The organism is Bradyrhizobium sp. ORS 278, assembly GCF_000026145.1.
GTDB lineage: Bacteria > Pseudomonadota > Alphaproteobacteria > Rhizobiales > Xanthobacteraceae > Bradyrhizobium.
This window is the reverse complement of the sequence record NC_009445.1, coordinates 570,756-597,508: the sequence shown is the minus strand read 5'-3', so window position 1 is coordinate 597,508 and position 26,753 is coordinate 570,756. Positions and strand designations below refer to the sequence as shown.

27 protein-coding genes are annotated in these 26,753 nt (G+C 65.9%); 15 read left to right on the top strand and 12 right to left on the bottom strand.

The annotated features are described in order from the left end of the window. Window positions 1–4 precede the first annotated feature (4 nt). The 4 genes from grxC (at window position 5) to BRADO_RS02725 (ending at window position 2,258) form a co-directional block, all read left to right on the top strand. On the top strand, window positions 5–280 hold the full coding sequence (grxC, locus tag BRADO_RS02740) for a glutaredoxin 3 (RefSeq protein ID WP_011923788.1): 276 nt from the start codon (window positions 5–7) through the stop codon (window positions 278–280). After that, window positions 277–1,155 (top strand): carbon-nitrogen hydrolase family protein, encoded by an 879-nt coding sequence (locus BRADO_RS02735; RefSeq protein ID WP_011923787.1) that lies wholly within the window; start codon window positions 277–279, stop codon window positions 1,153–1,155. Before grxC ends, BRADO_RS02735 begins: the two co-directional genes overlap by 4 nt. Beyond that, a complete protein-coding gene (locus tag BRADO_RS02730; RefSeq protein ID WP_011923786.1) occupies window positions 1,152–1,634 on the top strand; it encodes a DUF1178 family protein in 483 nt (160 codons plus the stop codon). Before BRADO_RS02735 ends, BRADO_RS02730 begins: the two co-directional genes overlap by 4 nt. Window positions 1,635–1,820: 186 nt before the next feature. Next, a complete protein-coding gene (locus BRADO_RS02725) occupies window positions 1,821–2,258 on the top strand; it encodes an EamA family transporter (protein ID WP_011923785.1) in 438 nt (145 codons plus the stop codon). On the opposite strand, the gene BRADO_RS02720 is transcribed toward BRADO_RS02725, so the two are convergent. After that, window positions 2,259–3,158, bottom strand: coding sequence for an EamA family transporter (locus BRADO_RS02720; protein WP_011923784.1), 900 nt, complete (start codon window positions 3,156–3,158; stop codon window positions 2,259–2,261). A 234-nt stretch (window positions 3,159–3,392) separates the two neighbouring features. On the opposite strand from BRADO_RS02720, the gene BRADO_RS02715 reads away from it, so the two are divergent. Then, window positions 3,393–3,674, top strand: coding sequence for a GIY-YIG nuclease family protein (locus BRADO_RS02715; protein WP_011923783.1), 282 nt, complete (start codon window positions 3,393–3,395; stop codon window positions 3,672–3,674). A gap of 92 nt (window positions 3,675–3,766) precedes the next feature. Here BRADO_RS02715 and ubiG read toward each other — a convergent pair whose 3' ends face one another. Together ubiG and BRADO_RS02705 are read right to left on the bottom strand one after the other, a co-directional pair. Beyond that, window positions 3,767–4,522 (bottom strand): bifunctional 2-polyprenyl-6-hydroxyphenol methylase/3-demethylubiquinol 3-O-methyltransferase UbiG, encoded by a 756-nt coding sequence (gene ubiG, locus BRADO_RS02710; RefSeq protein ID WP_083794811.1) that lies wholly within the window; start codon window positions 4,520–4,522, stop codon window positions 3,767–3,769. Between the two features lie 46 nt (window positions 4,523–4,568). Further along, the gene (locus tag BRADO_RS02705) at window positions 4,569–5,036 is read right to left on the bottom strand and encodes a PH domain-containing protein (protein ID WP_011923781.1); all 468 of its coding nucleotides are present in this window, start codon (window positions 5,034–5,036) and stop codon (window positions 4,569–4,571) included. A gap of 146 nt (window positions 5,037–5,182) precedes the next feature. Between BRADO_RS02705 and BRADO_RS02700 the strand changes: the two genes are divergently transcribed. From BRADO_RS02700 to BRADO_RS02680, 5 genes are all read left to right on the top strand, one after another. Further along, window positions 5,183–6,439: an aspartate kinase gene (locus tag BRADO_RS02700; RefSeq protein WP_011923780.1), complete on the top strand. Its 1,257-nt coding sequence runs from the start codon at window positions 5,183–5,185 to the stop codon at window positions 6,437–6,439. Between the two features lie 301 nt (window positions 6,440–6,740). Beyond that, window positions 6,741–9,008, top strand: coding sequence for a phosphoenolpyruvate--protein phosphotransferase (gene ptsP / locus BRADO_RS02695; RefSeq protein ID WP_011923779.1), 2,268 nt, complete (start codon window positions 6,741–6,743; stop codon window positions 9,006–9,008). A 62-nt stretch (window positions 9,009–9,070) separates the two neighbouring features. Then, window positions 9,071–10,156: a peptide chain release factor 1 gene (prfA, locus tag BRADO_RS02690; RefSeq protein WP_011923778.1), complete on the top strand. Its 1,086-nt coding sequence runs from the start codon at window positions 9,071–9,073 to the stop codon at window positions 10,154–10,156. 193 nt (window positions 10,157–10,349) lie between these two features. Further along, entirely contained in the window at window positions 10,350–11,237 is an 888-nt protein-coding gene (gene prmC, locus BRADO_RS02685) for a peptide chain release factor N(5)-glutamine methyltransferase (RefSeq protein WP_011923777.1), read from the top strand. Between the two features lie 534 nt (window positions 11,238–11,771). Continuing rightward, window positions 11,772–12,611, top strand: a complete 840-nt coding sequence (locus tag BRADO_RS02680) for a DUF4167 domain-containing protein (RefSeq protein WP_011923776.1) — start codon at window positions 11,772–11,774, stop codon at window positions 12,609–12,611. Window positions 12,612–12,704: 93 nt separating this feature from the next. On the opposite strand, the gene BRADO_RS02675 is transcribed toward BRADO_RS02680, so the two are convergent. After that, entirely contained in the window at window positions 12,705–13,502 is a 798-nt protein-coding gene (locus BRADO_RS02675; protein ID WP_050781078.1) for a class I SAM-dependent methyltransferase, read from the bottom strand. 198 nt (window positions 13,503–13,700) lie between these two features. Between BRADO_RS02675 and gloB the strand changes: the two genes are divergently transcribed. Next, the gene (gene gloB / locus BRADO_RS02670; RefSeq protein WP_011923774.1) at window positions 13,701–14,468 is read left to right on the top strand and encodes a hydroxyacylglutathione hydrolase; all 768 of its coding nucleotides are present in this window, start codon (window positions 13,701–13,703) and stop codon (window positions 14,466–14,468) included. A gap of 17 nt (window positions 14,469–14,485) precedes the next feature. Next, on the top strand, window positions 14,486–14,917 hold the full coding sequence (locus BRADO_RS02665; RefSeq protein ID WP_041756037.1) for a cupin domain-containing protein: 432 nt from the start codon (window positions 14,486–14,488) through the stop codon (window positions 14,915–14,917). A gap of 1 nt (window position 14,918) precedes the next feature. Here BRADO_RS02665 and BRADO_RS02660 read toward each other — a convergent pair whose 3' ends face one another. The 4 genes from BRADO_RS02660 to BRADO_RS02645 form a co-directional block, all read right to left on the bottom strand. Further along, window positions 14,919–16,931 carry a bifunctional diguanylate cyclase/phosphodiesterase gene (locus BRADO_RS02660; RefSeq protein ID WP_041756036.1) on the bottom strand — a complete coding sequence of 671 codons (2,013 nt, stop codon included), beginning with the start codon at window positions 16,929–16,931 and terminating at the stop codon, window positions 14,919–14,921. Between the two features lie 232 nt (window positions 16,932–17,163). Then, window positions 17,164–18,036 (bottom strand): DMT family transporter, encoded by an 873-nt coding sequence (locus BRADO_RS02655; protein ID WP_011923771.1) that lies wholly within the window; start codon window positions 18,034–18,036, stop codon window positions 17,164–17,166. A gap of 162 nt (window positions 18,037–18,198) precedes the next feature. Then, complete coding sequence (gene phbB, locus BRADO_RS02650) at window positions 18,199–18,924, bottom strand: acetoacetyl-CoA reductase (RefSeq protein WP_011923770.1); 726 nt, start codon at window positions 18,922–18,924, stop codon at window positions 18,199–18,201. A 270-nt stretch (window positions 18,925–19,194) separates the two neighbouring features. Next, a complete protein-coding gene (locus tag BRADO_RS02645) occupies window positions 19,195–20,373 on the bottom strand; it encodes an acetyl-CoA C-acetyltransferase (protein ID WP_041756035.1) in 1,179 nt (392 codons plus the stop codon). Between the two features lie 384 nt (window positions 20,374–20,757). Between BRADO_RS02645 and phaR the strand changes: the two genes are divergently transcribed. Further along, the gene (phaR, locus tag BRADO_RS02640) at window positions 20,758–21,354 is read left to right on the top strand and encodes a polyhydroxyalkanoate synthesis repressor PhaR (protein WP_011923768.1); all 597 of its coding nucleotides are present in this window, start codon (window positions 20,758–20,760) and stop codon (window positions 21,352–21,354) included. 34 nt (window positions 21,355–21,388) lie between these two features. Here phaR and BRADO_RS02635 read toward each other — a convergent pair whose 3' ends face one another. Further along, complete coding sequence (locus BRADO_RS02635; protein ID WP_244423079.1) at window positions 21,389–23,056, bottom strand: bifunctional diguanylate cyclase/phosphodiesterase; 1,668 nt, start codon at window positions 23,054–23,056, stop codon at window positions 21,389–21,391. Window positions 23,057–23,459: 403 nt separating this feature from the next. Between BRADO_RS02635 and BRADO_RS02630 the strand changes: the two genes are divergently transcribed. After that, complete coding sequence (locus BRADO_RS02630) at window positions 23,460–23,639, top strand: hypothetical protein (RefSeq protein ID WP_371259350.1); 180 nt, start codon at window positions 23,460–23,462, stop codon at window positions 23,637–23,639. A gap of 34 nt (window positions 23,640–23,673) precedes the next feature. Here the strand turns inward: BRADO_RS02630 and BRADO_RS02625 are convergent, their stop codons facing one another. From BRADO_RS02625 to BRADO_RS02615, 3 genes are all read right to left on the bottom strand, one after another. After that, window positions 23,674–24,426, bottom strand: coding sequence for a hypothetical protein (locus BRADO_RS02625; protein ID WP_011923765.1), 753 nt, complete (start codon window positions 24,424–24,426; stop codon window positions 23,674–23,676). A 182-nt stretch (window positions 24,427–24,608) separates the two neighbouring features. Continuing rightward, window positions 24,609–24,791: a 50S ribosomal protein L32 gene (rpmF, locus tag BRADO_RS02620; protein WP_006610266.1), complete on the bottom strand. Its 183-nt coding sequence runs from the start codon at window positions 24,789–24,791 to the stop codon at window positions 24,609–24,611. Window positions 24,792–24,961: 170 nt separating this feature from the next. After that, window positions 24,962–25,633: a transglycosylase domain-containing protein gene (locus BRADO_RS02615; RefSeq protein ID WP_011923764.1), complete on the bottom strand. Its 672-nt coding sequence runs from the start codon at window positions 25,631–25,633 to the stop codon at window positions 24,962–24,964. 185 nt (window positions 25,634–25,818) lie between these two features. Between BRADO_RS02615 and BRADO_RS02610 the strand changes: the two genes are divergently transcribed. Further along, window positions 25,819–26,739, top strand: coding sequence for a polyprenyl synthetase family protein (locus tag BRADO_RS02610; protein WP_011923763.1), 921 nt, complete (start codon window positions 25,819–25,821; stop codon window positions 26,737–26,739). The last annotated feature ends 14 nt before the right edge of the window (window positions 26,740–26,753 follow it).

The window sequence follows — 26,753 nt, the reverse complement described above, 5'->3', positions numbered from 1 at the left end:
CGACATGACCGCTGCGATCGAAATCTATACCCGTCCGGGGTGCGGCTACTGCACGGCCGCCAAATCGCTCCTGACCCGCAAGAACGTCCCTTTCACCGAATACGACGCGGGCAAGGATCCGAACGTCCGGCAGCAGATGTATGATCGCGTTGGCCCGGGCTCGACCTTCCCGCAGATCTTCATCGGCAAGACCCATATCGGCGGCTGCGACGATCTCTATGCGCTCGATCGCGAGGGCAGGCTCGACGCCATGCTGGCTGGAGACAAGGCGACATCATGAGCAACGACCGCAGCTTTACCGCCGCCATGGTGCAGATGCGCACCGCGCTGTTGCCCGAGCCGAGCCTCGAGCAGGGCACCAGGCTGATCCGGGAAGCGGTCGCGCAGGGCGCGCAATACGTCCAGACGCCGGAAGTGAGCAACATGATGCAGCTCAACCGGACGGCGCTGTTCGAGCAGCTCAAGAGCGAGGAGGAAGATCCCTCGCTGAAGGCCTATCGCGCGCTCGCCAAGGAGCTGAACATCCATCTGCACATCGGATCGCTGGCGCTGCGCTTCTCGGCCGAGAAGGCCGTGAACCGCTCGTTCCTGATCGGGCCCGACGGCCAGGTGCTGGCGAGCTACGACAAGATCCACATGTTCGACATCGACCTGCCGGGCGGTGAGAGCTATCGCGAGTCCGCGAACTATCAGCCGGGCGAAACGGCGGTGATCTCGGATCTGCCGTGGGGCCGGCTGGGCCTGACGATCTGCTACGACGTCCGCTTTCCGGCGCTGTATCGCGCGCTCGCCGAGAGCGGCGCGTCGTTCATCAGCGTGCCCTCGGCGTTCACCCGCAAGACCGGCGAGGCCCACTGGCACACCTTGCTGCGCGCCCGCGCCATCGAGACCGGCTGCTTCGTGTTCGCCGCCGCGCAATGCGGCCTGCACGAGAACAAGCGCGAGACCTTCGGCCATTCGCTGATCATCGATCCCTGGGGCGAGATCCTCGCCGAGGGCGGCGTCGAGCCCGGCGTCATCCTGGCGCGCATCGATCCCTCCAGGGTCGAGAGCGTGCGCCAGACCATTCCTTCCCTGCAGCACGGCCGCCGGTTCGGTATCGCCGATCCCAAGGGCGGACCGGACTATCTGCACCTCGTGCGGGGCTCGGCATGATCCGCTATGCGCTGCGCTGCGAGCGTGATCATTCGTTCGAAAGCTGGTTTCAGAGCTCCTCGGCCTACGACTCTCAGGTGAAGCGCAAGCTGGTGGAATGCCCGGCCTGCGGCTCGACCAAGGTCGAGAAGGCGATCATGGCGCCGCGCATCGTCAGCAAGAAGGGCCGCGAGACGCTGCCTGTGCCCGCCGCTCCCGCGCCGGTGCCGACGCAGGAGGTGATTCCGCCCGGACCGACGTCGCTGCTGATGGCGCAGGAGCGCGAGCTGCGCGCCAAGCTCAAGGAGCTGCGCGACCATATCGTCAAGAACGCCGACGATGTCGGCGAGCGCTTCCCGACCGAGGCGCGCAAGATGCACTACGGCGAGACCGAGCATCGGCCGATCTACGGCGAGGCTTCGCTCGACGAGGCGCGCGAGCTGATCGAGGAAGGCATCGAGGTCGCCCCGATCCCGGTGCTGCCGGACGACCGGAATTGACGAGCTGGGCTCGTCATCGGCGACAACCCGCCAGTGATGCGCACACGATCTCGGCAATCTCTTCGTCATTGCGAGCGCAGCGAAGCAATCCAGAGTCCCGTCCACAGCCCTGGATTGCTTCGCTGCGCTCGCAATGACGGTTGATATAGATCGACCTGAACTGCGACCTTCCTCCGGGAGATGACGATGTCCCCCCTCTCCTCCTCGTGGCAACTCTGGGCCCTGCTCTCCGCGTTGTTCGCGGCGCTCACCGCGATTTTCGCCAAGGTCGGCGTCGAGGGCCTCAACTCCGACCTCGCGACGCTCATCCGCACCGCCATCGTGCTGGTGACCTTGGCGCTGATCCTGTTCGCGACCGGCCAGCTCACCACTCCGGGGCCGATCTCGACGAAGAGCTGGATCTTCCTGACGCTCTCAGCCCTCGGCACCGGCGCATCTTGGCTGTGCTATTTCCGCGCTCTCAAACTTGGACCGGCGACGCTGGTCGCGCCGATCGACAAGCTCAGCGTCGTGCTCGTCGCGCTGTTCGGCGCGGTCTTTCTCGGTGAGCGTCCGAGCCTGCAGGGCTGGACTGGCATTGCCCTGATCGCAGCAGGCGCCGTGCTGATCGCCATCAAGGGCTGACTACACCGCGATCAACAGCGCCACGCCGGCGACGATCAGCGCGATGCCGCAGAGCTCGCGCAGCGAGACCGGCTGCTTGAACGAGTAGTACGACACGCCCTGCGCGAACAGCACCTCGATCAGCGCCAAGGTTCGGACATTCGCGGCCGCGGTCAGCGCAAACGCCAGGAACCAGAACTGCGAGGCAAAGGCGCCGACAAAGCCCGCCATCATCGACGGCCGCCACAACGACAGGATCCCGCGCAGGATGTCCGGCGCCCGCGCCAGCAGATAGACGGTCAGGATCGCCGTCTGCACGAACAGGCCCGCGACCAGCGTGGTGGAGGCCGCGGTCACGAAGCTGACGCCCTGGACCGCGATGATGGCGCCTCGGTAGCCGACCGCCGACAGCGCAAAGGCCGCGGCCGCGACCAGGCCTGTCACGGTCGGTTTCAGCTCCGCAAAGCTCTTCTCGCCGCCAGGCCTGAGCGCGGTGATGACCACGCCGATCGTCGCAATCAGGATGGCCACCAGTTTCGGCAACGACAGCGGATCGCCGAGGAAGATGAAGCCGAAGATCGCGGTCTGGATCGCCTCGGTCTTCAGATAGGCCGTGGTGACCACGAAGGAGCGATCGGTCATCGCCAGCAGCATCAGGCCGGTGGCAACGATCTGGCTGAGCGCGCCGAGCAGCAGCCACGGCCAGAACGACGCCGGCGGCCATGGCAGATGATCCCCGGTCGCCACCAGCACCATGCTCAGGAACACCAGCGAGAACGGAAACCCAAACAGAAAACGGATATTGGTCGCGCCCCAGGTGCCGAGCTTCGCCGTCAACGACCGCTGCATCGCATTGCGCGCGACCTGGCCGGCTGCGGCAACCAGCGTGAACGGGATCCAGAGCGAGGTGATGGAGAGCATGGGGTGACTACGCCGCGGTGAGGCCGGCACCGTGGCGAGGGCGGAGCGCCGGGTCAACAGCGCTTGTGGCGGTTCAGCCGCATGTCAGGATTGCAGCTCTCGTCGAAGGGCAGGCATTCTCGGCGCGTTGTGGTACGCTCGCGCCGCAAAAACGGTGTCGTCCCTGCGAACGCAGGGACCCATAACCACCGGCTTCAATTGGGTTAGGGGATCCATCCACGCGATGGTGCGGCGATGTACTACGTCTATATCCTCGCGAGTGGACGGCACGGCACGCTGTATATCGGCGTGACGAACTCGATCCGAACACGACTTGAGCAACATCGAAAAGGCCAAGGCTCGGACTTCGTCAAAAAATATGGCGTTTTCCGCCTCGTCTACGTCGAAACCTACGCCGCCGTCGAAGAAGCGATCACTCGCGAGAAACAGCTCAAGCGCTGGAAGCGCGACTGGAAGATCGAGCTGATCGAGCGCGACAATCTCGAATGGCGCGATCTCAGCGGCCTAGTCTCCTAGCGTGCCCCTAACCCCTCCCTGTGGTTATGGGTCCCTGCGTTCGCAGGGACGACACCGTATATGGAGCGGCAGACGATCCAAGTCAGAGCTGATCAGACCATCTGCTCGGCGACCACCATGTAGTTCACGTCCATGTCGCTGGACAGGCTCCAGCGGTCGGCGAACGGGCTGTAGACGACGCCGCTCTGCTCGGTGATGACGAGGCGGTTGTCGAGGAGATATTTGGTCAGCTCGTCGGGAGTGACGAACTTGCTCCATTCATGCGTCCCGCGCGGCAGCCAGCGCAGGACATATTCGGCGCCGACGATGGCGAGCGCGAAGCTCTTCCAGTTGCGGTTCAGGGTCGAGACCACCATCAGGCCGCCCGGCTTCAGCACGGCGGCGCAGCGGCCGAGGAAGGCGCCGACATCGGTGACGTGCTCGACGACCTCCATCGCCAGCACGATGTCGAAGCGCTCGCGCGGATCCATCTCTTCGATGGTCGTGCAGCGGTAGTCGATCGACATATGGCCCTTCTCGGCGTGCAGCTTGGCGGCGGCGATGTTGCTCGCGGAGGGATCGACGCCGACGACCTGCGCGCCGAGGCGCGTGAACGGCTCGCACAACAGGCCGGCGCCGCAGCCGATGTCGAGCATGCGCAGACCCGACAGGCAGTTGAGGCTCTTGGCGTTGCGCTCGAACTTCCGGCAGGCGGCGTCGCGGATATAGGTCAGGCGCAGCGGGTTGATCTTGTGCAAGGGCGCCATCTTGCCCTTGGGGTCCCACCAGGTCTCCGACAGTTTGGAGAATTTCGCAATCTCGGCCGGATCGACCGTCGAGCCGGGCGTACTGCGGGAATCCTGAGACATTGTCATCGCTGCATACTCATGATCGAAGCTGGACCGTCCGGGCGGGCTATCGCGCCGTGATGGCGTTGCGAAACGCCAGCGGCTCCGCGATGGTCGAAATGGTTTCCTTGCCTTCGCCGACGCCCAGGATGGTGACGTCGCCGTAGTTGAGAATACGTCCCATGATGGTCTGGTTGACGTCGACGCTCTCGACCTTGTCGAGCGCCATCTCGAAGGTCCGGCGGCGGATGAAACCGGTCTTGTGGACGACGCGGCGATTGGTGACGTCGGTCTCCGTCGTCAGGCGGTGGAACCAGGCCCGCACCGTCCAGTACAATGCCACCACAGCCATCACGGCGGCGGTCGCCAGGCACAGCATCACGAGATTATCGTTCACGGTCATCCGCGACAGGACGATCAATCCGAACACGACGATCCAGGCCCCGATCGCCGGCAGATAGAACATCCAGTGTGCGTTGGTCGAATACAGCACCTTCTCGCCGGGTTGCAGGATTTCGTCGATATAACGCGCCATACCAGTCCTCTACCCCACTCCATCACCACAAGGAACCGTCTTGCCCCCGGCCGCGGCGCTATGTATACGCGCGTTTCGGCTGATGCGCCTCCGCTTTCGCGCCCGGCCGGTCAACTTATCCTCCTGCTGGGAATGAGCGCGTCGTCATGGGTCGCCTCGTGCTGAAATTCGGCGGCACCTCCGTCGCCAACATCGACCGCATCCGCAACGTCGCGCGCCACGTCAAGCGCGAGGTCGACGCGGGGCATGAGGTTGCCGTCGTGGTCTCGGCGATGTCCGGCAAGACCAACGAATTGGTCGCCTGGTGCACCGAAGCGTCGCCGATGCATGACGCGCGCGAATACGACGCCGTGGTGGCCTCGGGCGAGCAGGTCACGTCGGGCCTGCTCGCGATCGTGCTGCAGAGCATGGGCATCCAGGCCCGCTCCTGGCAGGGCTGGCAGATCCCGATCAAGACCAGCGACGCCCATGCCTCGGCGCGAATCGTCGGCATCGACGGTTCCGAGCTGATCCAGCGGTTCCAGGAGCGCAAGGAGGTCGCGGTCATTGCCGGCTTCCAGGGCATCAATGCCGAGACCGGACGAATCACCACGCTTGGCCGTGGCGGCTCGGATACTTCTGCGGTCGCGATCGCCGCGGCCATCAAGGCCGACCGCTGTGACATCTATACCGACGTCGACGGCGTCTACACCACCGATCCCCGCGTGGTGCCCAAGGCCAAGCGGCTGGACAAGATCGCCTTCGAGGACATGCTGGAGCTGGCGTCCCAGGGCGCCAAGGTGCTGCAGGTCCGCTCGGTGGAACTGGGCATGGTCCACAACATGCCGATCTTCGTCCGCTCCTCATTCGACAAGCCCGAGGATATCGACCCGCACGCCAACCAGCCGCCGGGGACGCTGATCTGCAGCGAGGAACAAATCATGGAAAATCACGTCGTGACCGGCATCGCCTTCTCCAAGGACGAGGCCCAGATCTCGGTGCGCCAGATCGAGGACAAGCCGGGGATCGCCGCCTCGATCTTCGGGCCGCTGGCGGATGCCAACATCAACGTCGACATGATCGTCCAGAACGTCTCCGAGGACGGCAAGACCACCGACCTGACCTTCACCGTGCCGGCGACCGACTATAATCGGGCCCGCGAGACCATCACGGCGGCCAAGGACAAGATCGGATACCAGCGCATGGACGCCGCTACCGACGTCGCCAAGGTGTCGGTGATCGGCTCGGGCATGCGCAGCCATGCCGGGGTCGCCGCCAAGGGTTTTGCGGCGCTCGCCGCCCGCAACATCAACATTCGCGCGATCACGACCTCCGAGATCAAGTTCTCGGTGCTGATCGACGCCGCCTATACCGAGCTGGCCGTCCGCACGCTGCATACGCTCTACGGATTGGACCAGGCCTAGAAAATTCTCCCCCGTCACGCCCGGTGTCCCGTTTCGTAACAGCGGGACATCGCGCAGACGTGCGCGAAAGCCGTTGACGTCGCCGCCGCTGGCAGGCGTTTTGCTTGGCAAAACAAGCCCTAATTCGCTATACGCCTCGCAGGATGGCTGCCGCGAACTGTGCTCCAGTGATGGTTGTCCTGATTCGGGCCGGCACTTTCAGGGTGCGGCAGCATGGAATCAAGAAAGCTGTTCGATTTCGCGACTTTAGCGCCAGCTCGGCCGCGCGCCGGTCTGGCCCCAGGAAGGGGGATTGTGCCACATGCGAAGCACGTCGGGAGGCCCCCGCGTCCTGCTCAGACGGCTTCGCGAGACCATGGCGGAGCAGGTCTCGGCACAGGAGCGGCTCGACAAGATCGTGGTGCTCATCGCGGCCAACATGGTCGCGGAAGTCTGCTCGGTTTATGTGCTGCGCGTCGACAACACGCTCGAACTCTACGCCACCGAAGGTCTGAACCGCGACGCCGTCCACATGACGGTGCTGAGCGCCCATGAAGGTCTGGTCGGCCTCGTCGCCAGCGAGGCCACCCCGCTCAATTTGAGCGACGCGCAGAATCACCCGGCCTTCTCGTATCGCCCGGAGACTGGCGAGGAAATCTACCACTCCTTCCTGGGCGTGCCGATCCTGCGCGCCGGCAACACGCTCGGCGTGCTCGTGGTGCAGAACCGCGCCAAGCGCACCTATGTCGAGGAAGAGGTCGAAGCGCTGCAGACCACCGCGATGGTGCTCGCCGAGATGATCGCCTCGGGCGAGCTCGCGGCCCTCGCACAGCCAGGTGCCGAGCCGGCCGTGCGGCACTCGGTGCACAAGACCGGGGCGGTGCTGTCGGACGGCATCGCGCTCGGACATGTCGTCCTCCACGAGCCGCGCGTGGTCGTCAACAACTACATCGCCGAGGACCTGCCGAAGGAGATCAAGCGGCTCGACGCCGCGCTGGTCAAGTTGCGCGCCGATCTCGACCGCATGCTGGAGCGCGGCGACGTCGCCGACGGCGGCGAGCACCGCGAGGTGCTGGAAGCTTATCGGATGTTCGCCAACGACCAGGGCTGGTCGCACAAGCTGCATGAAGCGGTCGCGACCGGCCTGACCGCCGAGGCCGCGGTCGAGCGCGTGCAGTCCGACACCCGCGCCCGCATGCTGCGTTCGACCGATCCGTATTTGCGCGAACGTCTGCACGATCTCGAGGATCTCGGCTACCGGCTGCTGCGCCAACTGGTCGGGCAGGACCATGCGCCGAGTCGCGATCACCTGCCCGACAACGCCATCCTGATCGCCCGCGCGATGGGCCCGGCGGCGCTGCTGGACTACGATCGCAAGCGTCTGCGCGGCCTGGTGCTGGAGGAAGGCACCGCCAACTCGCATGTCGCGATCGTCGCCCGCGCGCTCGGCATCCCCGCGGTCGGCGAGGTGCCGAACGCGCCCGGCATCGCTGATCCCGGCGACGCCATCATCGTCGACGGCACCTCCGGCTCGATCTATGTGCGGCCGTCGGCGGAGATCGAGTCCGCCTATGCCGAGCGGGTGCGCTTCCGCGCCCGCAGGCAGGCGCAATACAGCGAGCTGCGCAACAAGCCGTGCAAGACAAAGGACGGCCAGCCGGTCGAGCTGATGATCAATGCCGGCCTCGTGATCGACCTGCCGCATATCGAGGACACCGGCAGCGCCGGCATCGGCCTGTTCCGCACCGAGCTGCAGTTCATGGTGTCGGCCAGCCTGCCGCGCTCCAGTGACCAGCTGGCGCTGTATCGCACGGTCCTCGACGCGGCCGGCTCGAAGCCTGTCACGTTCCGGACACTCGACATCGGCGGCGACAAGGCGCTGCCCTACATGGAGACGGTGATCGAGGAGAATCCGGCGCTCGGCTGGCGCGCGATCCGCCTCGGGCTCGATCGCCCGGGCCTGCTGCGCGGCCAGATCCGCGCGCTGCTGCGCGCCGGCGGCGGCCGCTCGTTGCGCATCATGTTCCCGATGATCTCGGAGGTCGCCGAGTTCGACACGGCAAAGGCGATCGTCGAGCGCGAGCTGACTTACCTGCGCCAGCATGGCCACACGCTGCCGGAGCGCGTCGACATCGGCACCATGCTCGAGGTCCCGGCGCTGCTGTACCAGATGGACGAGCTGCTGGCGAAGGTCGACTTCATTTCGGTCGGCTCCAACGACCTGTTCCAGTTCCTGTTCGCCGTCGACCGCGGCAATGCCAAGGTTTCCGAGCGCTTCGACACGCTATCGACGCCGATCCTGCGTGCGCTGCAGGAGATCGTGCGCAAGGCCAAGGCGGCCAAGCGGTCAGTGTCGCTCTGCGGCGAGATGGCCTCCAAGCCGATCGGCGCGCTGGCGCTGATCGCGCTCGGCTACCGCTCGCTGTCGCTGTCGGCGACCGCGCATGGGCCGGTGAAGGCGATGATCCTAGAGCTCGACGCCGCCAAGGCTGAAGCCAAGATGGCCGAGTGGCTGGCGACGCCGGCCGGCAGCATATCGATGCGGCAGAAGCTGACCGAGTTCGCCGAGAGCGAAGGCCTCGCGCTGTAGCGGGCCAGCCGCGGCCCGCGCGACTTCCGTTCGTATCGTTTGCTCCTACATCAGATTACATCATGTCGTCGCTTCCCGAAGCCAAACTGGACGTCCTGCTCGCGCATCACGCCTCGCTGGAGGCGGAGCTGCTCGGCCAGGTCAACTCCGACCGCTACGTGCAGATCACCCGCGAGCTCGCCGAGCTCAATCCGCTGATCGACGCCGTGAAGGCTTATCGTGCGGGCGTCAAAGAACTCGCCGACACTGAGGCGCTGATCGCCGATCCCGACACCGATGCCGAGATGCGCGCGATGGCGGAGAGCGAGCGCGACGAGCTGGTCGCGCGCCGCGGCGAGCTGGAGCAGAAGATCCGCATCGCGCTCCTGCCCAAGGACGCGATGGACGATCGCAACGTCGTGCTCGAAATCCGCGCCGGCACCGGCGGCGACGAGGCCTCTCTGTTCGCCGGCGATCTGTTCCGGATGTACGAGCGCTTCGCGAGCTTGCAGGGCTGGAAGGTCGAGGTGATCTCGGCGTCAGAGGGCACCGTCGGCGGCTACAAGGAAATCATCGCCGAGGTGCAGGGCCGCGGCGCGTTCGCCAAGCTGAAATTCGAATCCGGCGTCCACCGCGTGCAGCGCGTGCCCGACACCGAGACGCAGGGCCGCATCCACACCTCGGCGGCGACGGTGGCCGTGCTGCCGGAGATCGAGGACGTCGACGTCGACATCAAGCAGGACGATCTGCGCATCGAGACCATGCGGGCGCAAGGCGCGGGCGGCCAGCACGTCAACAAGACCGAATCGGCGATCCGCATCACCCACATTCCGACCGGCATCGTGGTGATGATGCAGGACAGCCGCTCGCAGCATAAGAACCGGGCGTCGGCGATGAACATTTTGCGCTCGCGCATCTACGACGCCGAGCGGCAGAAGGTCGACGCCGCGCGCTCCGCCGAGCGCAAGGAGAAGGTCGGCTCCGGCGACCGCTCCGAACGCATCCGCACCTACAATTTCCCGCAAGGGCGCGTCACCGACCACCGAATCAACCTGACGCTCTACAAGCTGCCGCAGGTGATTGCCGGCGAAGCGCTTGGCGAGCTGGTCGACGCGCTCACCACGGAGCACCAGGCGGCGCAGCTCGCCGCGCAAGGCGCGGCGGCGTGATGAAGGCGCGCGGATTGCGAGCGGCGGTGCGCCGCTGCCTCGACACAAGTGGTGTCGTCCCGGCGAACGCCGGGACCCATAACCACCGGCCTCAGTGGTTGTCACGAAAGGCAACTCCGACCACCCGTCCCGCGCTTGCACGGCGTATGGATCCCCGCTTTCGCGGGGATGACGCGTGGAGAAAGCGTGCGCGATGACCAAGATCGCCGCCGGCGCCAGCATCGATTCGGCGCGACGCGCGCTCGCGGCGCGCTTCGGCGACGCCGGTTTGGACTCGCCCGAGCTCGACGCGCGGCTTCTGGTGGGCCATGCGCTGCAGCTCGATCTGACCGGTCTGGTGATGCACGGCAAGCGCGCCCTCTCCCATGACGATGCGCAACGACTCGACGCACTGGTGCAGCGCCGCCTCGCTGGCGAACCGGTGGCCCGCATCCTCGGGCACAAGGAGTTCTGGGGACTCGAGCTCCGGCTGTCGGCTGACACGCTGGTGCCCCGGCCGGACACCGAGACCGTCGTCGAGCTGGCGCTGGACCACCTCTCCGCCGGCGGCGCGCTGACGCGGCCGCTGCGCATCGGCGATCTCGGCACCGGATCGGGCGCCATCCTCCTGGCCCTGCTGTCCGAGCTGCCGCGGGCCTCCGGCGTCGGGACCGACATCAGCATCGCCGCGCTGACGACGGCACGCGAGAATGCGCGTGCGCTCGGTCTGAACGACCGCGCCGCTTTCGTCGCCTGCTCCTATGCGACCGCGCTCGCGCCGCCGTTCGATCTGATCGTGTCGAATCCGCCCTACATTCCCTCGGCCGACATCGCCGGTCTCGCGACCGAGGTGCACGCTCATGACCCGCTCCGGGCACTTGATGGCGGCGGTGACGGTCTCGCCGCCTATCGCACACTGATCCCACAGGCCGCGCTGCTGCTTCAGACCGGCGGCGCCGTCATCGTCGAGGTCGGTCAGGGCCAGAGCGGCGACGTCGCGGGGCTGATGACCGAGGCCGGTCTGGCGAGCGATTCGTCGGCCATCAGGGCCGATCTCGCCGGTATTCCGAGGGCCGTCATGGCCCTAAAAAAGCGCCGGTAAAGGCTGGCAGACGCAGAAAAAGCTCTTGGAATATCCTCGAGGAGCGACTACGTTTCGTCCATAGCATCGGCGCAGGCCCCGCTGAGCGGTATTCACGGAACACCGCGGTGGACAGATGCCAGAGAGCCGCGCCGGGCGATTGGTTCCAGAACGCAGATCTGTTGAGCGCGAGAGCCTGATGGCTGCGCAGCCTACGACTGCAAAGCGAACGAAAGCCTGACTTTGCACTTGAAGTCTTACGCTAAGCAAACTGGGTCGGTCGTGGCGTAATCGCCCGGGCTGGCTGATTGACGTGGTTCGCCGGTCGAAATGACCGGTGGGTGGGGAACGCGTGTTGAACACGCTTTTGTCGAGCGAATCGGCTGTCGATCACATCGACATGGGTCAAGACCGGCATGTCGGAACGACATTGGTCGGCTCAGGCCATTTGGACCGCACGGATGGCGTCCAGGCCACGGGACGGTATTTCAATACGGTATCGGTATTCCGATGACAATCAGTGCTCCTAACGCAGGGTTGGAATAAAGGCAGGACATGAGAAACGGTCAGAACAACAAGCGGATGCGCAACCGGAATAACGGCAACAATAATAATAACCGGCGCGGCCAGAATCCGCTGACCAGGGTGTTCGAGTCCAACGGGCCTGACATCAAGATCCGCGGCACTGCCTCTCATGTGGCCGAGAAATACGTCCAGCTTGCCCGCGACGCGCGCTCCTCGGGCGATCCCGTCGCCGCCGAGAACTACTATCAGCATGCCGAGCATTATTTCCGCCTGATCGCCGCGGCTCAGGAGCAGTTCCGCCAGAACCAGCCGCAGCCGCGCAACACCGATGACCTGACCGTCGACGATCTCGATGATGATGGCGAGAGCTTCTCCAATTTCGGCCAGGAGCCGGGTTTCGTTCAGCCCCAGCCGCAGGCTCAGCCTTTCGTGCGCGACGGTGGGCAGCGCGAGCGCGGCGACAATCAGCAGCCCTATCAGCGTGATCAGCAGCAGCCGCGTGAGCACCGCGAAGCCCGCGAGCATCGCCAGCCGCGCGAGCATCGTGAGCCGAGAGAGCCGCGGGAGCATCGCGAACCGCGCGAGAACCGCGAGGCCCAGGAGCATCGCGACCGTGAGCCGCGAGAGCACCGCGAGCGTCCGCAGCCGGCTGCCTATCAGCCGCAACCGCAGCCTGTGATCGCCGACAGCGGCGTCGACCGGCTGCCGTCCTTCATCACCGGTCCGCAGCCGCAGATCGCCAATGCGCCGGCGGCTTTCGAGGGCGGTGCAGAGCGCTATCCCCGGCGTCGCCGCCGTCCGCACGGACCGCGTCCGGAGGCCGCTGCAGCCGCTCCGGCGCCGAGCGAGGATCTCAATCCCGGCGAGTAATCATCACGATCCATGATGATCGAGCGGGCAGGCCCCACGGCCTGCCCGCTTTTTTTGCGAGCTCGCGGATCTCTCTGCGCCTAGTCGTCGCGATCAGTCGTCCGACGAGGAACGAGAGGCCAGATCGGGATCGAGCTCGGCCGCGAAATTGGAGCCGAGATTGGACCCTTGCGCTGACGGCGCCGGGGCCAGCACCGGCTCGAGCCGCGGGATCAGCCGGATGCGCTCGCGCCGGGCCGGGATCACGCGATAGACCTGCTTGGTCGCCTCGACGATGTGAACCCCGGCAAAGGGGAGTGAAAGCGCCGCGCCGACCCGTTCCCAGGCCATTGCCGATTTCAGGAACCAGCCGCCGACCGGCGGCATGAACAACGCCTCGCCCCAGGCGCTCGGCGTGAACCAGGTCTGGCGCAGCAGCTGCGTGATCTGGGAGCGCGAATACGGCCGGCCGTGACCGAACGGCGTGTTGTCGCTGCGCGTCCAGATGCCGCGGCGGTTGGGGATCACGATGATCATCCGCCCCGCCGGCGCCAGCACCCGCCACATCTCGCGCAGCAGCCCGGCGGGATCATCGGACATTTCCAGCGCATGCACGATCAGGATCCGATCGACGGCGGCGTCCGGTAGCGGCAGCGAGAACTCGTCGACCAGCGAGGCCAGCGTGGGCCGCGCCGTCGGCCATTTCAGCACGCCCTGGGCGGCTGGCATGAAGGCGATGCAGCGCTCCGAATCCTCGCGGAACAGGCCGAGATAGGGTGTGGGATAGCCGACGCCGAGTACGCGCTGCCCGGCCGCACTCGGCCAGCGCGCGCGAATGCCGCGGTTGATCAGCAGCCGCGCGACGATTCCAAGGCGCCCCGAATAGAAATTCCGCAGATCGATCACGTCCATGAACATCAATGTAACATGCCGTTGTAGCCTGCCGCGCGCCCAATATAGCGTTGCGCCTGCAGCGTTAACGCCATATCTCTGCCGCTACGCCACGACGGAGGCCGCCCGCGACGCTGCGCCCCGGGCCCGGTCTCTCAGCCAGATCTGACATCACGCGCAGCGCGTTCGTGCCGCGCCGGTACCGCCGACGGAGACATCATGGCCGCCGACATCCGCGTCTTCACCTGCCTGTCCGACAATTTCGGCTATCTGATCCACGATCCCGCAACTGGCGCCACGGCCTCGGTCGACGCCCCCGAGGCGGGTCCGATCGTCCGGCAGCTGGAGGCCAACGGCTGGACGCTGACCGACATTCTGATCACCCATCATCACTACGATCATGTCGGCGGCGTTGCCGAGTTGAAGCAGCGCTACGGCTGCCGCGTGATCGGGCCTCATGACAGGAAGGCCGCCATCGCGGATGTCGACCTGCGCGTCGCCCATGGCGATGTCGTCAAGGTCGGCGAGCTCCTGGCGCGCGTGCTGGAGACGCCCGGCCACACGCTCGACCATGTGTCCTACGTGTTCGATGCCGACAAGGCGGTGTTCGCGGCCGATACGCTGTTCTCGATCGGCTGCGGCCGCGTCTTCGAGGGAACCTATCCGATGATGTGGGATTCGCTGCTGAAGCTGCGAACCCTGCCCGACGATTTCAGGCTGTATTGCGGCCACGAATACACGGCGTCGAACGTCAAGTTCGCGCTCACCGTCGATCCGGACAATGAGGCGCTGAAGGCGCGTGCCGCCGAGGTGACGCGGCTGCGCGCGGCGAATCAGCCCACCATCCCCGTGCTGCTCGGCGAGGAGAAGCAAGCCAACGTGTTTCTGCGCGCCGATGACCCGGCGATCGCCGTGCGGCTCCGCATGAAGGGAGCGAGCGCCGAGGAGGTGTTCGGCGAGCTGCGCGAGCGCAAGAACAAGTCGTAAGCCCGCGGATCACGATCATGACCACGCTCCTCGCCGCCGACATCATCGCCCGTCTCGGCCTGCAGCCGCATCCGGAGGGTGGTCACTTCCGCGAGACGTTTCGCGATACGGCGGTGGACGAGACCGGCCGCGCCGCGTCGACGCTGATCTATTTCCTGCTGGCGCGCGGTGAACGCTCGCATTGGCACAAGGTCGATGCGGTCGAGACCTGGCACTACTATGCCGGAGCGCCGCTGGTTCTGCGTATCGCTCGCGAGGGCGAGGGGCCGCACACGACGACGCTGGGAATCGATTTCGCCGCTGGCCAGCAGCCGCAGGCGGTGGTGCCGGCGTACGCCTGGCAGGCCGCCGAGAGCACGGGCGACTGGACCCTGGTCGGCTGCACCGTCGCCCCCGGCTTCGACTTCGCCGGATTCGAGCTGGCGCCCGCGGACTGGGAGCCCGTATAGCTCAGGCGCTGGCGCCGGCGACCTTGACGCTGGCCCGATCGGCGAAGTGCTGGCGCTCCCGCGCCAGAAAGCCTGAGATCGCATCGGCCGGCATCGGCTCGGCGAAATAATAGCCCTGGATGTAATCGGCTCCGAGACGCTTCAGGCTGTCGAGCTGCTCTTTGGTCTCGACGCCCTCCACGACGCAGGAGATGTCCATGTCCGCGCAAAGGCCGGTCAGCGACTTGATGATCTTGTGACTGACCGGATTGGCATTGACGTCGTGCACGAAGCTGCGGTCGACCTTGAGCTTGTCCAGCGGCAGCCGGTGCACGTGGCTGAGCGACGAGTAGCCGGTGCCGAAATCGTCCAGCGAGATGCCGCATCCGAGCGCCTTCAGGGCCGCGATGGATTCTTCGGCCCGCGCGAAATCGAACGCGACGGCAGTCTCGGTGATCTCAAACTCGATGCGGCGCGGCGGCACGCCGCTGGCCTGGATCACGGCGATCAGCGGCAGCACCCCTTCGGGCGCGCAGATATCGTGCGCCGAAAGATTGAACGAGATCCGGATGTCGTCGGGCCAAGTCCGGGCTGCCGCCAGGGCCTTCACCAGCAGGAAGCGAGTGAGGCTGCGGATCACGCCGATCCGCTCGGCCGCCGGAATGAAGCTCGCAGGCGAAACCAGTCCCAGCTTCGGACTGTTCCAGCGCGCCAGGACCTCGAAGCCGGTGGTGCGCGAATTGGTGGCGTCCATGATCGGCTGGAACGCCAGATCCATCTCGGTCTCGAAATCGGCCGTACGCAACAGATGCTCGATCACGCTGCGGCTGCGGATCTCCGCCTCCAGCTCGCTGGAGAAGATGATCGCCTGTCCGCGCGCGCGGCGCTTGGCGTGATACAGCGCGTAGTCGGCGCACTCATACAGCGCATCGGCCGCCGTAGCCGAGCGTGGATAGAGCGCAAACCCGGTCGAGCAGGACAGCCCGGAATGCGTCGCATCGAACTGATAGGGCAGCTTGATCCGCTCGGTGATGTCACGCCCGAGCGAGAGCAGATCGTCGTCGGTCGGATTGCCCGTCACGACCAGGCCGAACTCGTCGCCGCCGAGCCTCGCCAGATGCACCTGTGCGCCACGGCGCTCGCAGACGTCGCGAATGCGGCGCGCGGCTTCCATCAGGACGCGGTCGCCGACGGTGTGCCCGTAGGTGTCGTTCACCGGCTTGAAGCCGTCGAGATCGATGATGCCGACAGCGAGCCGCGTGCCGTCGCGCTCGGCCTCGGCGAAGGCATTCGTGAGCTCCGAAAAGAAGCGGCGGCGGTTGGGCAGGTCGGTCAAGGAATCGAGATTGGCGAGCCGGAAATTCTCGTCCGACAGAGCCTGGGTCGCGGCCTGCTCGGCGAGCAGCGACTTGCGGCTGTCGACGAGCGCGGCGAAGTCGCGATAGTAGATGAACAGCACCGTCACCATCGCGCAGGAGACGAGCAGCTGATTGACTGCGATCGCACGGAGGGCGTGGACGCCGGTCGCCATGAAGAAGATGACATAGGGGACGATCACCACCAGCGTGACGATCAGCGCCGCCGAGCGCAGGTGCATCAGGCAGAAGATGATCCCGATCACCGTCACCGCCATGTAGAACGCCACCTGCCCCTGGGCGAACGGATCGCCATAGGGAAACAGTGAGAACGACCAGACGACGAACAGCGCGCCGATCGGTCCGGCAATGCGGTTGGTCAGGCGTAGATACTGCAGCGCTTCCGCGTCGGTGCAGACGTTATGGCCTTGCCGCAACCACCAGACCATGCGGACGCTGGTGATGGCCGACAGCAGTGCCGGCACGGCCAATGTGAGCCCCATCGGGGCCAGCGGCAGGAACGTGTAAGCGAGCGCAAGGCTGTTGGTGATCAGGATGAAATACAGCAGCGGCATTTGCTTGGCGAACGCCTGAAACTGCGCGCGCGTCAGCTCGGGATTGTCCGCGGGCACGCGAAACAAGTTCCCCGCGCGAGCGATATAACGTCTCACGTCCGGCATCCGCCGCCCCGTTGTCGTTCTCATTCGGGCTCAGTCTGGCCTGGACGGGTAAAGGGCGCGTTAGGTGCAGAGAGGCTCGGCACAGCATCGGCGGTTGTAGTCTACCTGCCGACGCCCCCCGAACGCTCTCGGATTAAGTGCGCATCAAGGATAATCGGCAGATTCCTGCCGAGCATGATGCGGCCGCTCGATCAGGCGTGGCGCAGGCCCGCTGGTGATGCAGCACAGGCGCTTAGCGACGGCGCAGCAGGAAGAGGTCCTTCGCGGCGACCAGTCCGCCACCGGCAATCAGCAGCGCCGCCACAGCGATCGCGGCGGTCGGCTGGGCGTAGCCGGCGAGAATGAGAAAGGCGGTCGACAGCAGTGGGGTTGCATAGGACGCCGCACCGAGGACGCGAATGTCGCCGCGCTTCATGCCGACATCCCAGGCATAGAACGCCGCCCCCACCGGGCCGATGCCGAGGCCTGCGACCGCAAGCCACTGGACCGCACCATCGGGCCATACCTTAGGCTCGACCAGCCCATGCACCACCGCCGCAAGCAGCGAGGTCGCGAGACAGAAGCCCGCCACGGCATCGGTCGGCACCGCCTTGAGGCGGCGCGACAGCACCGAGTAGATCGCCCACACGAACGCCGCCACGAAGGCCGCCGCCAATCCCGGCAGCTGGTCGGCGGCGAAGCTCGCGCCGTTGCCCATGAACAGCAACACGGTGCCGATGAGCCCGAGCGCGGCGCCGATCACGTGGTGAAGGGCCAGCCGCTCGCCGGGCAGCAGCGCCGAGAACAGCACGATCAGGAGCGGCCAGAGATAGTTCAGCAGTCCCGCTTCTGCAGGCGGCGCGAAACGCAGCGCGAGGAAATACAGCGCGTGGTAGCCGAACAATCCGCCGACCCCGACCAGCCAGGCCCGCATCGGCTGCTTGAGGCTGCGCGGCGCCGCTGGGCGGCCGATCCAGGTCAGCATGCCGACCAGGCCGCCGACCGCGAATGTCATCGCGGCAAGCTGAAACGCGGGGATCTTGCCGGTCGCAACCGTCAACAGGGCCAGCAGCGACCACATCAGGATCGCTGTCAGACCGATCAGGGTCGCGGTGCGCTGGGACATCGGGCGGCAGGCTCCGTCTCGGCCAAGGACATTCGGCCGCTCACGCCTGTGCCCGTGCCGGGCAACGCCAAAGACGTGAATGCCCGCGGCAGGCGCGGGCATTCGTGGTCTTAACCGCAGATCGCGTCCGGAGGCAACGCCGCCTTCGGCATCGCGCCGGCATCAGGCCATGTACTGGCCGCCGTTGACGGAGAGGGTCGAGCCGGTGATGGCACCGGCCTCGTCGGCCGCGAGGAACACGACAGTGCGGGCGATCTCTTCGGGCTCGCCGAGACGGCCGACGGGGATCAGCGGCAGAATCGACTTTTCGAGCACGTCCTTCGGCACTGCCTGCACCATCTCGGTATTGATGTAGCCGGGGCAGATCACGTTGACAGTGATGCCAGCCTTCGCGGTCTCCAGCGCCAGCGCCTTGGTGAAGCCGATGTCGCCGGCCTTCGCGGCGGAGTAGTTGACCTGGCCGAACTGGCCCTTCTGACCGTTGATCGACGAGATGTTGATGATGCGGCCGAACTTGCGCGCGCGCATGCCCTCGATGATCGGACGGGTCATGTTGAAGAGCGAGCCGAGATTGGTGTTGATGACGACGCTCCACTGCTCGAGCGACATCTTGTGGAAGGCCGTATCGCGGGTGATGCCGGCGTTGTTGATCAGCACATCGATCGGCCCGAGCTCGGCCTCGACCTTCTTGATCCCCTCGGAACAGGCCTCGAACGAGCTGACGTCCCACTTGTAGACGGGGATATCGGTCTCGCTCTTGAACTTCTCCGCGGCGGCATCGTTGCCGCCATAATTCGCCGCGACCTTGTAGCCGGCTGCCTTCAGCGCCTTGCTGATCGCAGCGCCGATCCCGCGCGTCCCTCCCGTCACCAACGCCACACGTGCCATGTCGAATCCTTCCCTCGATGACTGACGGCCCGACGACAACCTCTGGATGTCGGCGTGCCTACCCGTTGTTATTGGATCACGTCCGCCCTCGCAGCAATCCATTCACCGCAGAGACATCCGTGTTCAACGCCATTTTTTTAAGAGGTCGATTATGCGACGTGTTTGACGGACATCAAGAACAAAACGCCCGGCGAGATCGCCGGGCGTTGATCTTTAGTTGAGCGGGACGCGACTGCGAAGGCCGAACGAGTCGCAATCAGTGCCGCGTTTTTAGTCGCGTGCAACGCACAGCGCGATGCCCATGCCACCGCCGATGCACAGCGTGGCAAGACCTTTCTTGGCGTCGCGCTTCTGCATCTCGTGCAGCAGTGTGACGAGCACGCGGGCGCCGGACGCGCCGATCGGATGACCGATCGCGATCGCGCCGCCGTTCACATTGACCTTGGCCGGATCCCAGCCGAGATCCTTGTTGACCGCGCAGGCCTGCGCCGCGAACGCCTCGTTCGCTTCGATCAGGTCGAGGTCGGCAATATTCCAGCCGGCCTTCTTGAGTGCGGAGCGCGAGGCCGGGATCGGCCCGGTGCCCATGATCTTCGGATCGACGCCGGCCTGGCCCCAGGACACGATCCGCGCCAGCGGCGTCTTGCCTTCCTTGGCGGCCTGCTTGGCGGTCATCAGCACCACAGCGGCGGCGCCGTCATTGATGCCCGACGCGTTGCCGGCCGTCACGGTGCCGTCCTTCTCGAACGCGGCGCGCAGCTTGGCCATCGCGTCGAGCGTGGCGCCATGACGCGGATATTCGTCGGTGTCGACCACGGTGTCGCCCTTGCGGCCCTTGATCGTGACCGCGACGATCTCGTCCTTGAACTTGCCGGCCCTCTGCGCGGCTTCGGCCTTGTTCTGCGACGCAACCGCGAACTCGTCCTGCTGCGCGCGCGTGATCTGATACTGCTTCGCAACGTTCTCGGCGGTGTTGCCCATGTGATAGCCGTTGAAGGCGTCCCACAGGCCGTCCTTGATCATGGTGTCGACGAACTCGAGCGAGCCCATCTTGACGCCGCCGCGCAGATATTGCGCGTGCGGCGCCATGCTCATCGACTCCTGGCCGCCGGCGACGACGATGTCGGAGTCGCCGTTCTTCAGCGCCTGGTAGCCCAGCGCAACCGAGCGCAGGCCCGAGCCGCACAGCTGGTTGATCCCCCAGGCCGGGCTGTCGACCGGAATGCCGGCGGCGATCGAGGCCTGACGCGCCGGGTTCTGGCCCTGCGCCGCGGTCAGGATCTGGCCCATGATGACCTCGGAGACCCGGCCCGGCTCGACGCCGGCCCGCTCCAGCGCGGCCTTGATGGCAACGGCGCCCAACTCATGGGCCGGGACATTGGCAAACGCACCGTTGAAGCTTCCAACCGGGGTGCGGGCGGCGCTGACGATGACGACATCGTCTGACATGGGCATCTCCTGAGGTTCTTGATCTTGAGGCGTGAGAGCGAGGCTTGAGAGCTTTGGGGTATTTGAAATGAAAACGAATTTTTCAGTTCACGGTCGTGCCGGCCGTCCGCAAGCCCCGGATGGGCAGTCGCGCAACCTTCGCCCGTCATCCTGTTAACGTCGTTGCGACATGTCAATTGGCGGTGGCAGCAATTCCTGTTGCGGCGCACTCAAATTGGTGCGCTTGGCCGTTTGATGGGCAAGTTTTCTGCTGTCGGATTAACCGTTCCGCACAAAACCGTAGCCGAACTCGCTCGAAAGTGATTACGTTATTGCATTGCGTAGCTCGTTTGCCCTGCGGCACCCGCAGGGTTCCCTGTATCTCGGTTTGCATGTGTGAGCTCCATGGCGAAATCTGACCAACCCACCACGATCAAGAAATACGCGAACCGGCGGCTCTACAATACCGGGACGAGTACCTACGTGACCCTCGAGGATCTGGCCGCGATGGTTAAGAACGGGGAGGATTTCCTCGTCTATGACGCCAAGACCGGCGACGACATCACCCGCTCGGTGCTGGCCCAGATCATCTTCGAGCAGGAGAACAAGGCCGGCCAGAACCTGCTGCCGACGACCTTCCTGCGCCAGCTGATCCGCTTCTACGGCGACAGCATGCAGATGGTGGTTCCGAAATATCTGGAGCAGTCGATCGACACGCTGACCAAGGAGCAGGAGAAGTTCCGCAAGCAGATCGCCGACACTTTCAGCGGCACGCCGTTCGCGCCGCTCGAGGAGCAGGTGCGCCGCAACATGGAGCTGTTCCAGCAGACCTTCTCGATGTTCAAGCCGTTCGCGCCGGCCGCGCGGACGGAGGAGAAGGCGGCAGAGCCTGCCGCCGCCGCTTCCGACGACAACATCGACGAGCTGCGCCGCCAGATGAAGGAAATGCAGGACCGGCTCGACCGCATGTCCGAGCCGAAGAAGGACGAGCAGCAGGGCTGACCTGCCAGCATGAATCTCGGATGCCGGCGGCAGCTCAGCTCGCCGCCGGCAACTCCATCCGGCCCTGCTCGATCCAGGGGCGCTCGACCGAGGCGAGGCCGATCACCCGGCCCTGGATGTAGTCGCAGCCCCAGTCACGCAGCAGCGCGACCGACGCATCATCCTGCACCCACTCCGCGACCGTCTTGATCTGCAGCCGTCGCGCCAGCTCCACCAGGGTCTGCACGAACGCCCGATCGTCGGCCGAGCGCACCAGATTCTGCACGAACGCGCCATCGATCTTGACGATGTCGACGCCGAGCTTGCGCAGGTTGCGGAACGAGGTGTGGCCGGCGCCGAAATCGTCGATCGCGATCCGGCTGCCCAGATCCTTCAAGCGGGTGACGAAGCCGCGCAGATCGTCGATGTCCTGGATCTCCACCGTCTCGGTGATCTCGACGATCAGCCGCTCGGCGACGCCCGGATGGGCGCGCATCATCGATTCGATCGAGGCCCACCAGTCCGGATCCATGGTGGTCTCCGGCGAGATGTTGAGACTGAGCGTCACGTTTGGCGAGGCTGCCAGCTCGGCAACGACCAGCTCGAGGATTCGATGATCGACGAGCCGGATCAGGCCGAGCCGCTCGGCGACCGGAACGACGTCAGGCGCCAGCAGGGCGCGGCCGTCGTCCTGCCGCATCCGGACCAGGCATTCGTAGAACGCCGTCGTGCGCGTCTGCGCGTTCACCACCGGCTCGAACGCGGTGACGATGCGGCGCTCGTTGAGCGCGGTGACGATCTCGTCGGTCACGCGGATGTTGACCTTGCGCTGCGCGTCGCGCTCGACATTCGGCCGCCAGGTCGAGAACGAACCGATCCGGCGTCGCTTGGCGGAATCGAGCGTCTCATGAGCGCGATTGACGGCCTCCTCGACCGACCGGGCGTGGCGCGGCACGCTGACAGCCCCGATCGTCGCGGTGACCGCGACCGGACCCGACTTGGTCGGAACCACGTCGTCGCGAACCGCGGCGAGGAAGCGCTCGGCTGCGATGGTCATGTCGTCCATCGTGCAGCTCTTCAGGATCAGCCCGAACTTGTTGCCCGAGAACCGCCCCAGCGCATCGCCGCCGCGCAGCCGCGCCCGGATCCGTTGCGCGACCTCCAGCACCACGCCGTCGGCGACATCGAAGCCGAACGCGTCGTTGATGCGGGCGAGATGATCGATGCCGACCAGCATGAAAGCGCAGGCGAAGCGGAAGCGCTGCGATTCCTCGATCACCTCGGCAAGAGTGGCGAGGAGGTTCGTGCGGTTCAGCTCTCCAGTGAGCGGGTCGTGGCGCGACAGCTTGACCAGCTGCTCCTCGCGCGCGTGACGCTCGTTGTTTATACGGACGATACCCTGGGCCCGGGAGGGCCGCCCGTCGGAGCCAGCGTACCAGCAACCGGTCTCCTCGACCCAGATCAGCGGCGCGCCGGCGCGGGTCCGCACGCCATACTCGATGCGGTAGGGGGTGCCGGCGGCGCCATGGAGCGGCACGGCCTGGCGCATCACCTCGGAGCGGATGCCGCGGTCTGGCTCGATCAGCTTGGCGAATTCACCGCCATTGCAGAGCTGCGGCAGCGGGACGTCGGCGAACACCGCGCCGACGTGATCGCTCCAGACGATCACATCGCTCGCCAGATCCCAAACGAAGGCGGCTTGGCCGAGGGAGGCCAGGATCATCGAGGTCTGTGGCAATTCGGATGTCAAGATCGCCTCGTTCTGGAACACGCCGGCGCAGCCCGGCGTCGATTTTCAGGACGGCCGCCACCTACCCGCGCGCGCAGCGGAAGCGGACCTCGCGAATCAGACTACGCATCTCTGGTTAACGGAGAGCATGCCGGCGCGACAGGCGTGCGTCGGAAACGCATCAACCATCTTCCAACCTGACAGGACCTCGGGCAGCGGCACGGCATTGCCCTTGCGAGGTGGGATGGTGAAAGGCTCCGGCGTCTCATAATGTGACAAGCGCGCCGGCTGTGGTGGGACGATGTTAACGATCGATCAGGATCAGGGCTCATGCGGAGCTGACGAGGCCCCCCGGGCTGTGGCGCTGCTGCCTGGCACATGGAGCCACGAGCGCCGCGTGAAGGTCCGTGCCGCGCGTCCGGATGCCGGCTTCGTCACCCAGCTGATCGCGACGGCTGAGCACTTGCCCCAGACTCGCACGCTCAGGCGCGCGGCGGCTGCCGACGTCCATAGCGCCTATGCGGCGAGGCTTCAGCCCGCCACGCGCGCGGGTGATCGAACCCGGGAAATCATCTGAGCGGCGCCCGCCTGCGCATCAGGACTTGGGCGCCTCAGGACTTAGGCGTCTCAGTTTTGGGCGTCTCGGTTTTGGGAGGATCGGTTTTGAGAAGCTCGGGCTCGGGGGCGCTGGTCGTGGCAGCCTCGGCCTCCTTGACGTCCGAGATCCATCCGGTCGTCTGCACGGGGGCAGGCAGAGGAGGGACCGAACGATCGAGCAGCACGGACTCGGCCACAGAAGCCGCAGCCGGCACGGCAACGGTCGACTCCTCGACGATGGGCGCGGCCGCCTCGACGGGTGGAAGCTCTGCCTTGGCAGGTTCTTTGACGGGTTCTCCGGCCGGCTCCTCGACCGGCGGCTGAGTCTGCGGCTCGGAGACGGTCGCCTTGGCCGGCGCCGGGACGGGATCGGGAGCCGCGACGACCGCGCGGGCGGCGCGCTTGGTACGCAGCGCGACGCCGCCGAAGAAGTCGACCATCGCCAGCAGGGTCAGCAGCAGGAACGTCGAGTTCCCGAACTTCGGCCACATCGCGAATTCGGCTGCGGCGCCGCCGAACACCAGGAGCGACAGCAGATGGTCGGTGAGATATTTGCCGTTCGGCTTGGCCGCCTTGATGACCTCGAGCAGCAACAGCAGCACGCCAAGCGCCAGCAACATGTCGCCGAGCGAGATCGTCCAGACCTCGCCGGAGGGAAGCTGCAGGCGCAGCAGAATCTCGCTGAACGCGACCCCCGGCATCAGGAAGACGATCATGTTGTAGATCGCCAGCGGGATCAGCAGCAGCGGGAAACCGACCATGGACATCGGCTGGAGCCTTATGGCGCCGGCAGAAGGGCGGCGCGGAATCGATGGGTGTCCGACGAATCAACGAGAGGCGCCAACGCATGACACATGCGCATCGGTCCCGGCGAATCAATCGCGCGGGACCGATTTCAACCTCATCGATGGCCGAATTCAGGCAGCCAAACGGCAGCCAGTGCGGACGATCAGGCGTCTTTCTTCTTCAGGACCTGGCGGCCCTTGTACATGCCGGTCTTGAGGTCGAGATGGTGCGGACGACGCAACTCGCCGGAGTCCTTGTCCTCGACATAGGTCGGCTTCTTGATCGCATCGGCCGAGCGGCGCATGCCGCGGCGCGACGGCGAAGTTTTTCTTCTGGGGACGGCCATATCGGTATCCTCTAGGGTATTTTTGCAAGGCATCGTCCGCAAAGGGACGGCTGCAGCCATGAAGCTGGCGAGCCCGGATGCCGATCAAGGCCGCGCTTATAGAGGAAGGGGTCCGGCATGGCTAGGGCTCTCCGGGGCATTTTTGGCCAAAATTCGTAACCTGTCGGACCTCAACGGCGCTCTCCCCAGCAGGTCTGCAGGCCCTGGGCCTGGGCCCGCACCAGATAGGTCGCCGACAACCGCCGCACGCCGGGACCCGGCGTCCGGGCGCTGCGCCGGACCGGATTCGGCAGGATCGAGGCCATCAGCGCCGCCTCACGCGGGCCGAGGCCCGCCGCCGAGCGGTTGAACGCGTAATTCGCGCCGGCCTCCACCCCGAACTGGCCGGCCGGGCCCAGCTCGGCGATGTTGAGGTAGATCTCGAGAACGCGCCGCTTGGGCAGGACGAGATCGATCCACAGCGCCAGCGGCAGCTCCAGCGCCTTGCGCACATAGCTGCGGCCCTGCCACAGGAACAGGTTCTTGGCGACCTGCTGGGTGATGGTCGAGCCGCCCCGCGAGACCTCGCCATCCTCGGCATCGTCCATGACCTCGCGCAGCGCCCCCCAGTCGATGCCATGATGGGTGCAGAATTTGGCGTCCTCGGCTGCCACGACCGAGCGCGGCAGATACGGCGACATCGCCGCGAGGTCGATCCAGCGCCGCTCGACCGGCCGGCCGGTCACCGTCCGCCACAGCATCAGGCTCGAGACCGGGTGACCCAGCGCATAGAACGGCGTCAGGATGTAGGGCACCAGCAGCACCAGCACGACGACCAGGAGGATGGCTCTGACGGTACGCAAGGACAGGCGTCGCTCGGGTTGGACCGCCGTCGGGGCAGCCGATGGGCCCGGATTATCCGATATCTCCACGTGGTTTCCTGGTTTTTTCCGCGCTTGCGGCCGAAAGCCGCCTCCGTCCTCGCAATTGACGAAGTCGCCGCCATCAACGATTGTCCGGCGAATTTCGCCCCTGGAGCTCTTCTTAAATGACCGCGACGGCCACCGATTTCACCCAACGCCTGGATAAGACCGCGGAGGAGACCGAAGCGCTGCTCGGCGAACTGCTGTCCGATGCGCCGCTGGCCGACGAGATCGCCCGGCCGAAGCGGCTGATCGAGTCGATGCGCTATTCCAGCCTGGGCGGCGGCAAGCGGCTGCGCCCGTTCCTGGTGGTCGAGAGCGCCGCCGTATTCGGCGTGCCGCGCCGCGGCGCGCTGATGGCGGGCGCGGCGCTCGAATGCATCCACTGCTACTCCCTGATCCATGACGACCTGCCGGCAATGGACAATTCCGACCTGCGCCGCGGCCGTCCGACCCTGCACAAGGTCTATGACGACGCCACCGCGATCCTTGCCGGCGACGCGCTGCTGACGATCGCCTTCGACATCATCACCCGCGACGAGATCCATCCCGACGCCGGCGTCCGCCTGGCGCTGACCCGGGCGCTCGCCCGTTGCGCCGGTGTCGGCGGCATGGCCGGCGGCCAGATCCTCGACCTGGCCGGCGAAGGCAGGTTCGGCGACCGCGATCCGGTCGACGTCGCCCGCGTGCAGCAGATGAAGACCGGCGCCCTGCTCCGCTTCGGCTGCATCGCCGGCGCCCTGCTCGGCCAGGCATCGGCGGCCGAGTACAAGGCTCTCGACGATTACGGCCGTGCGCTCGGCGAAGCCTTCCAGATCGCCGACGATCTGCTCGACGTCGAAGGCGATGCCGCCACGCTCGGCAAGCCGGCCGGCGCCGACGCCGAGCTCGGCAAGACCACCTTCGTCACGCAGCTCGGCATCGAGGGTGCCAAGCAGCGCGTCCGCGACCTGCTCGCGCGTGGCGACGCAGCGCTGTCGATCTTCGGCGCCAAGGGCGACGTGCTGCGCGCCGCCGCGCATTTCGTCGCCGAGCGCAAGAGCTGAGCCGGGACCGCGCG

Coding starts and splice junctions, on each gene's coding strand:
- grxC (WP_011923788.1), top strand. CDS start 5: ATGACCGCTGCGATCGAAATCTATACCCGTCCGGGGTGCGGCTACTGC.
- BRADO_RS02735 (WP_011923787.1), top strand. CDS start 277: ATGAGCAACGACCGCAGCTTTACCGCCGCCATGGTGCAGATGCGCACC.
- BRADO_RS02730 (WP_011923786.1), top strand. CDS start 1,152: ATGATCCGCTATGCGCTGCGCTGCGAGCGTGATCATTCGTTCGAAAGC.
- BRADO_RS02725 (WP_011923785.1), top strand. CDS start 1,821: ATGTCCCCCCTCTCCTCCTCGTGGCAACTCTGGGCCCTGCTCTCCGCG.
- BRADO_RS02720 (WP_011923784.1), bottom strand. CDS start 3,158: ATGCTCTCCATCACCTCGCTCTGGATCCCGTTCACGCTGGTTGCCGCA.
- BRADO_RS02715 (WP_011923783.1), top strand. CDS start 3,393: ATGTACTACGTCTATATCCTCGCGAGTGGACGGCACGGCACGCTGTAT.
- ubiG (WP_083794811.1), bottom strand. CDS start 4,522: ATGTCTCAGGATTCCCGCAGTACGCCCGGCTCGACGGTCGATCCGGCC.
- BRADO_RS02705 (WP_011923781.1), bottom strand. CDS start 5,036: ATGGCGCGTTATATCGACGAAATCCTGCAACCCGGCGAGAAGGTGCTG.
- BRADO_RS02700 (WP_011923780.1), top strand. CDS start 5,183: ATGGGTCGCCTCGTGCTGAAATTCGGCGGCACCTCCGTCGCCAACATC.
- ptsP (WP_011923779.1), top strand. CDS start 6,741: ATGCGAAGCACGTCGGGAGGCCCCCGCGTCCTGCTCAGACGGCTTCGC.
- prfA (WP_011923778.1), top strand. CDS start 9,071: ATGTCGTCGCTTCCCGAAGCCAAACTGGACGTCCTGCTCGCGCATCAC.
- prmC (WP_011923777.1), top strand. CDS start 10,350: ATGACCAAGATCGCCGCCGGCGCCAGCATCGATTCGGCGCGACGCGCG.
- BRADO_RS02680 (WP_011923776.1), top strand. CDS start 11,772: ATGAGAAACGGTCAGAACAACAAGCGGATGCGCAACCGGAATAACGGC.
- BRADO_RS02675 (WP_050781078.1), bottom strand. CDS start 13,502: ATGGACGTGATCGATCTGCGGAATTTCTATTCGGGGCGCCTTGGAATC.
- gloB (WP_011923774.1), top strand. CDS start 13,701: ATGGCCGCCGACATCCGCGTCTTCACCTGCCTGTCCGACAATTTCGGC.
- BRADO_RS02665 (WP_041756037.1), top strand. CDS start 14,486: ATGACCACGCTCCTCGCCGCCGACATCATCGCCCGTCTCGGCCTGCAG.
- BRADO_RS02660 (WP_041756036.1), bottom strand. CDS start 16,931: ATGCCGGACGTGAGACGTTATATCGCTCGCGCGGGGAACTTGTTTCGC.
- BRADO_RS02655 (WP_011923771.1), bottom strand. CDS start 18,036: ATGTCCCAGCGCACCGCGACCCTGATCGGTCTGACAGCGATCCTGATG.
- phbB (WP_011923770.1), bottom strand. CDS start 18,924: ATGGCACGTGTGGCGTTGGTGACGGGAGGGACGCGCGGGATCGGCGCT.
- BRADO_RS02645 (WP_041756035.1), bottom strand. CDS start 20,373: ATGTCAGACGATGTCGTCATCGTCAGCGCCGCCCGCACCCCGGTTGGA.
- phaR (WP_011923768.1), top strand. CDS start 20,758: ATGGCGAAATCTGACCAACCCACCACGATCAAGAAATACGCGAACCGG.
- BRADO_RS02635 (WP_244423079.1), bottom strand. CDS start 23,056: ATGATCCTGGCCTCCCTCGGCCAAGCCGCCTTCGTTTGGGATCTGGCG.
- BRADO_RS02625 (WP_011923765.1), bottom strand. CDS start 24,426: ATGTCCATGGTCGGTTTCCCGCTGCTGCTGATCCCGCTGGCGATCTAC.
- rpmF (WP_006610266.1), bottom strand. CDS start 24,791: ATGGCCGTCCCCAGAAGAAAAACTTCGCCGTCGCGCCGCGGCATGCGC.
- BRADO_RS02610 (WP_011923763.1), top strand. CDS start 25,819: ATGACCGCGACGGCCACCGATTTCACCCAACGCCTGGATAAGACCGCG.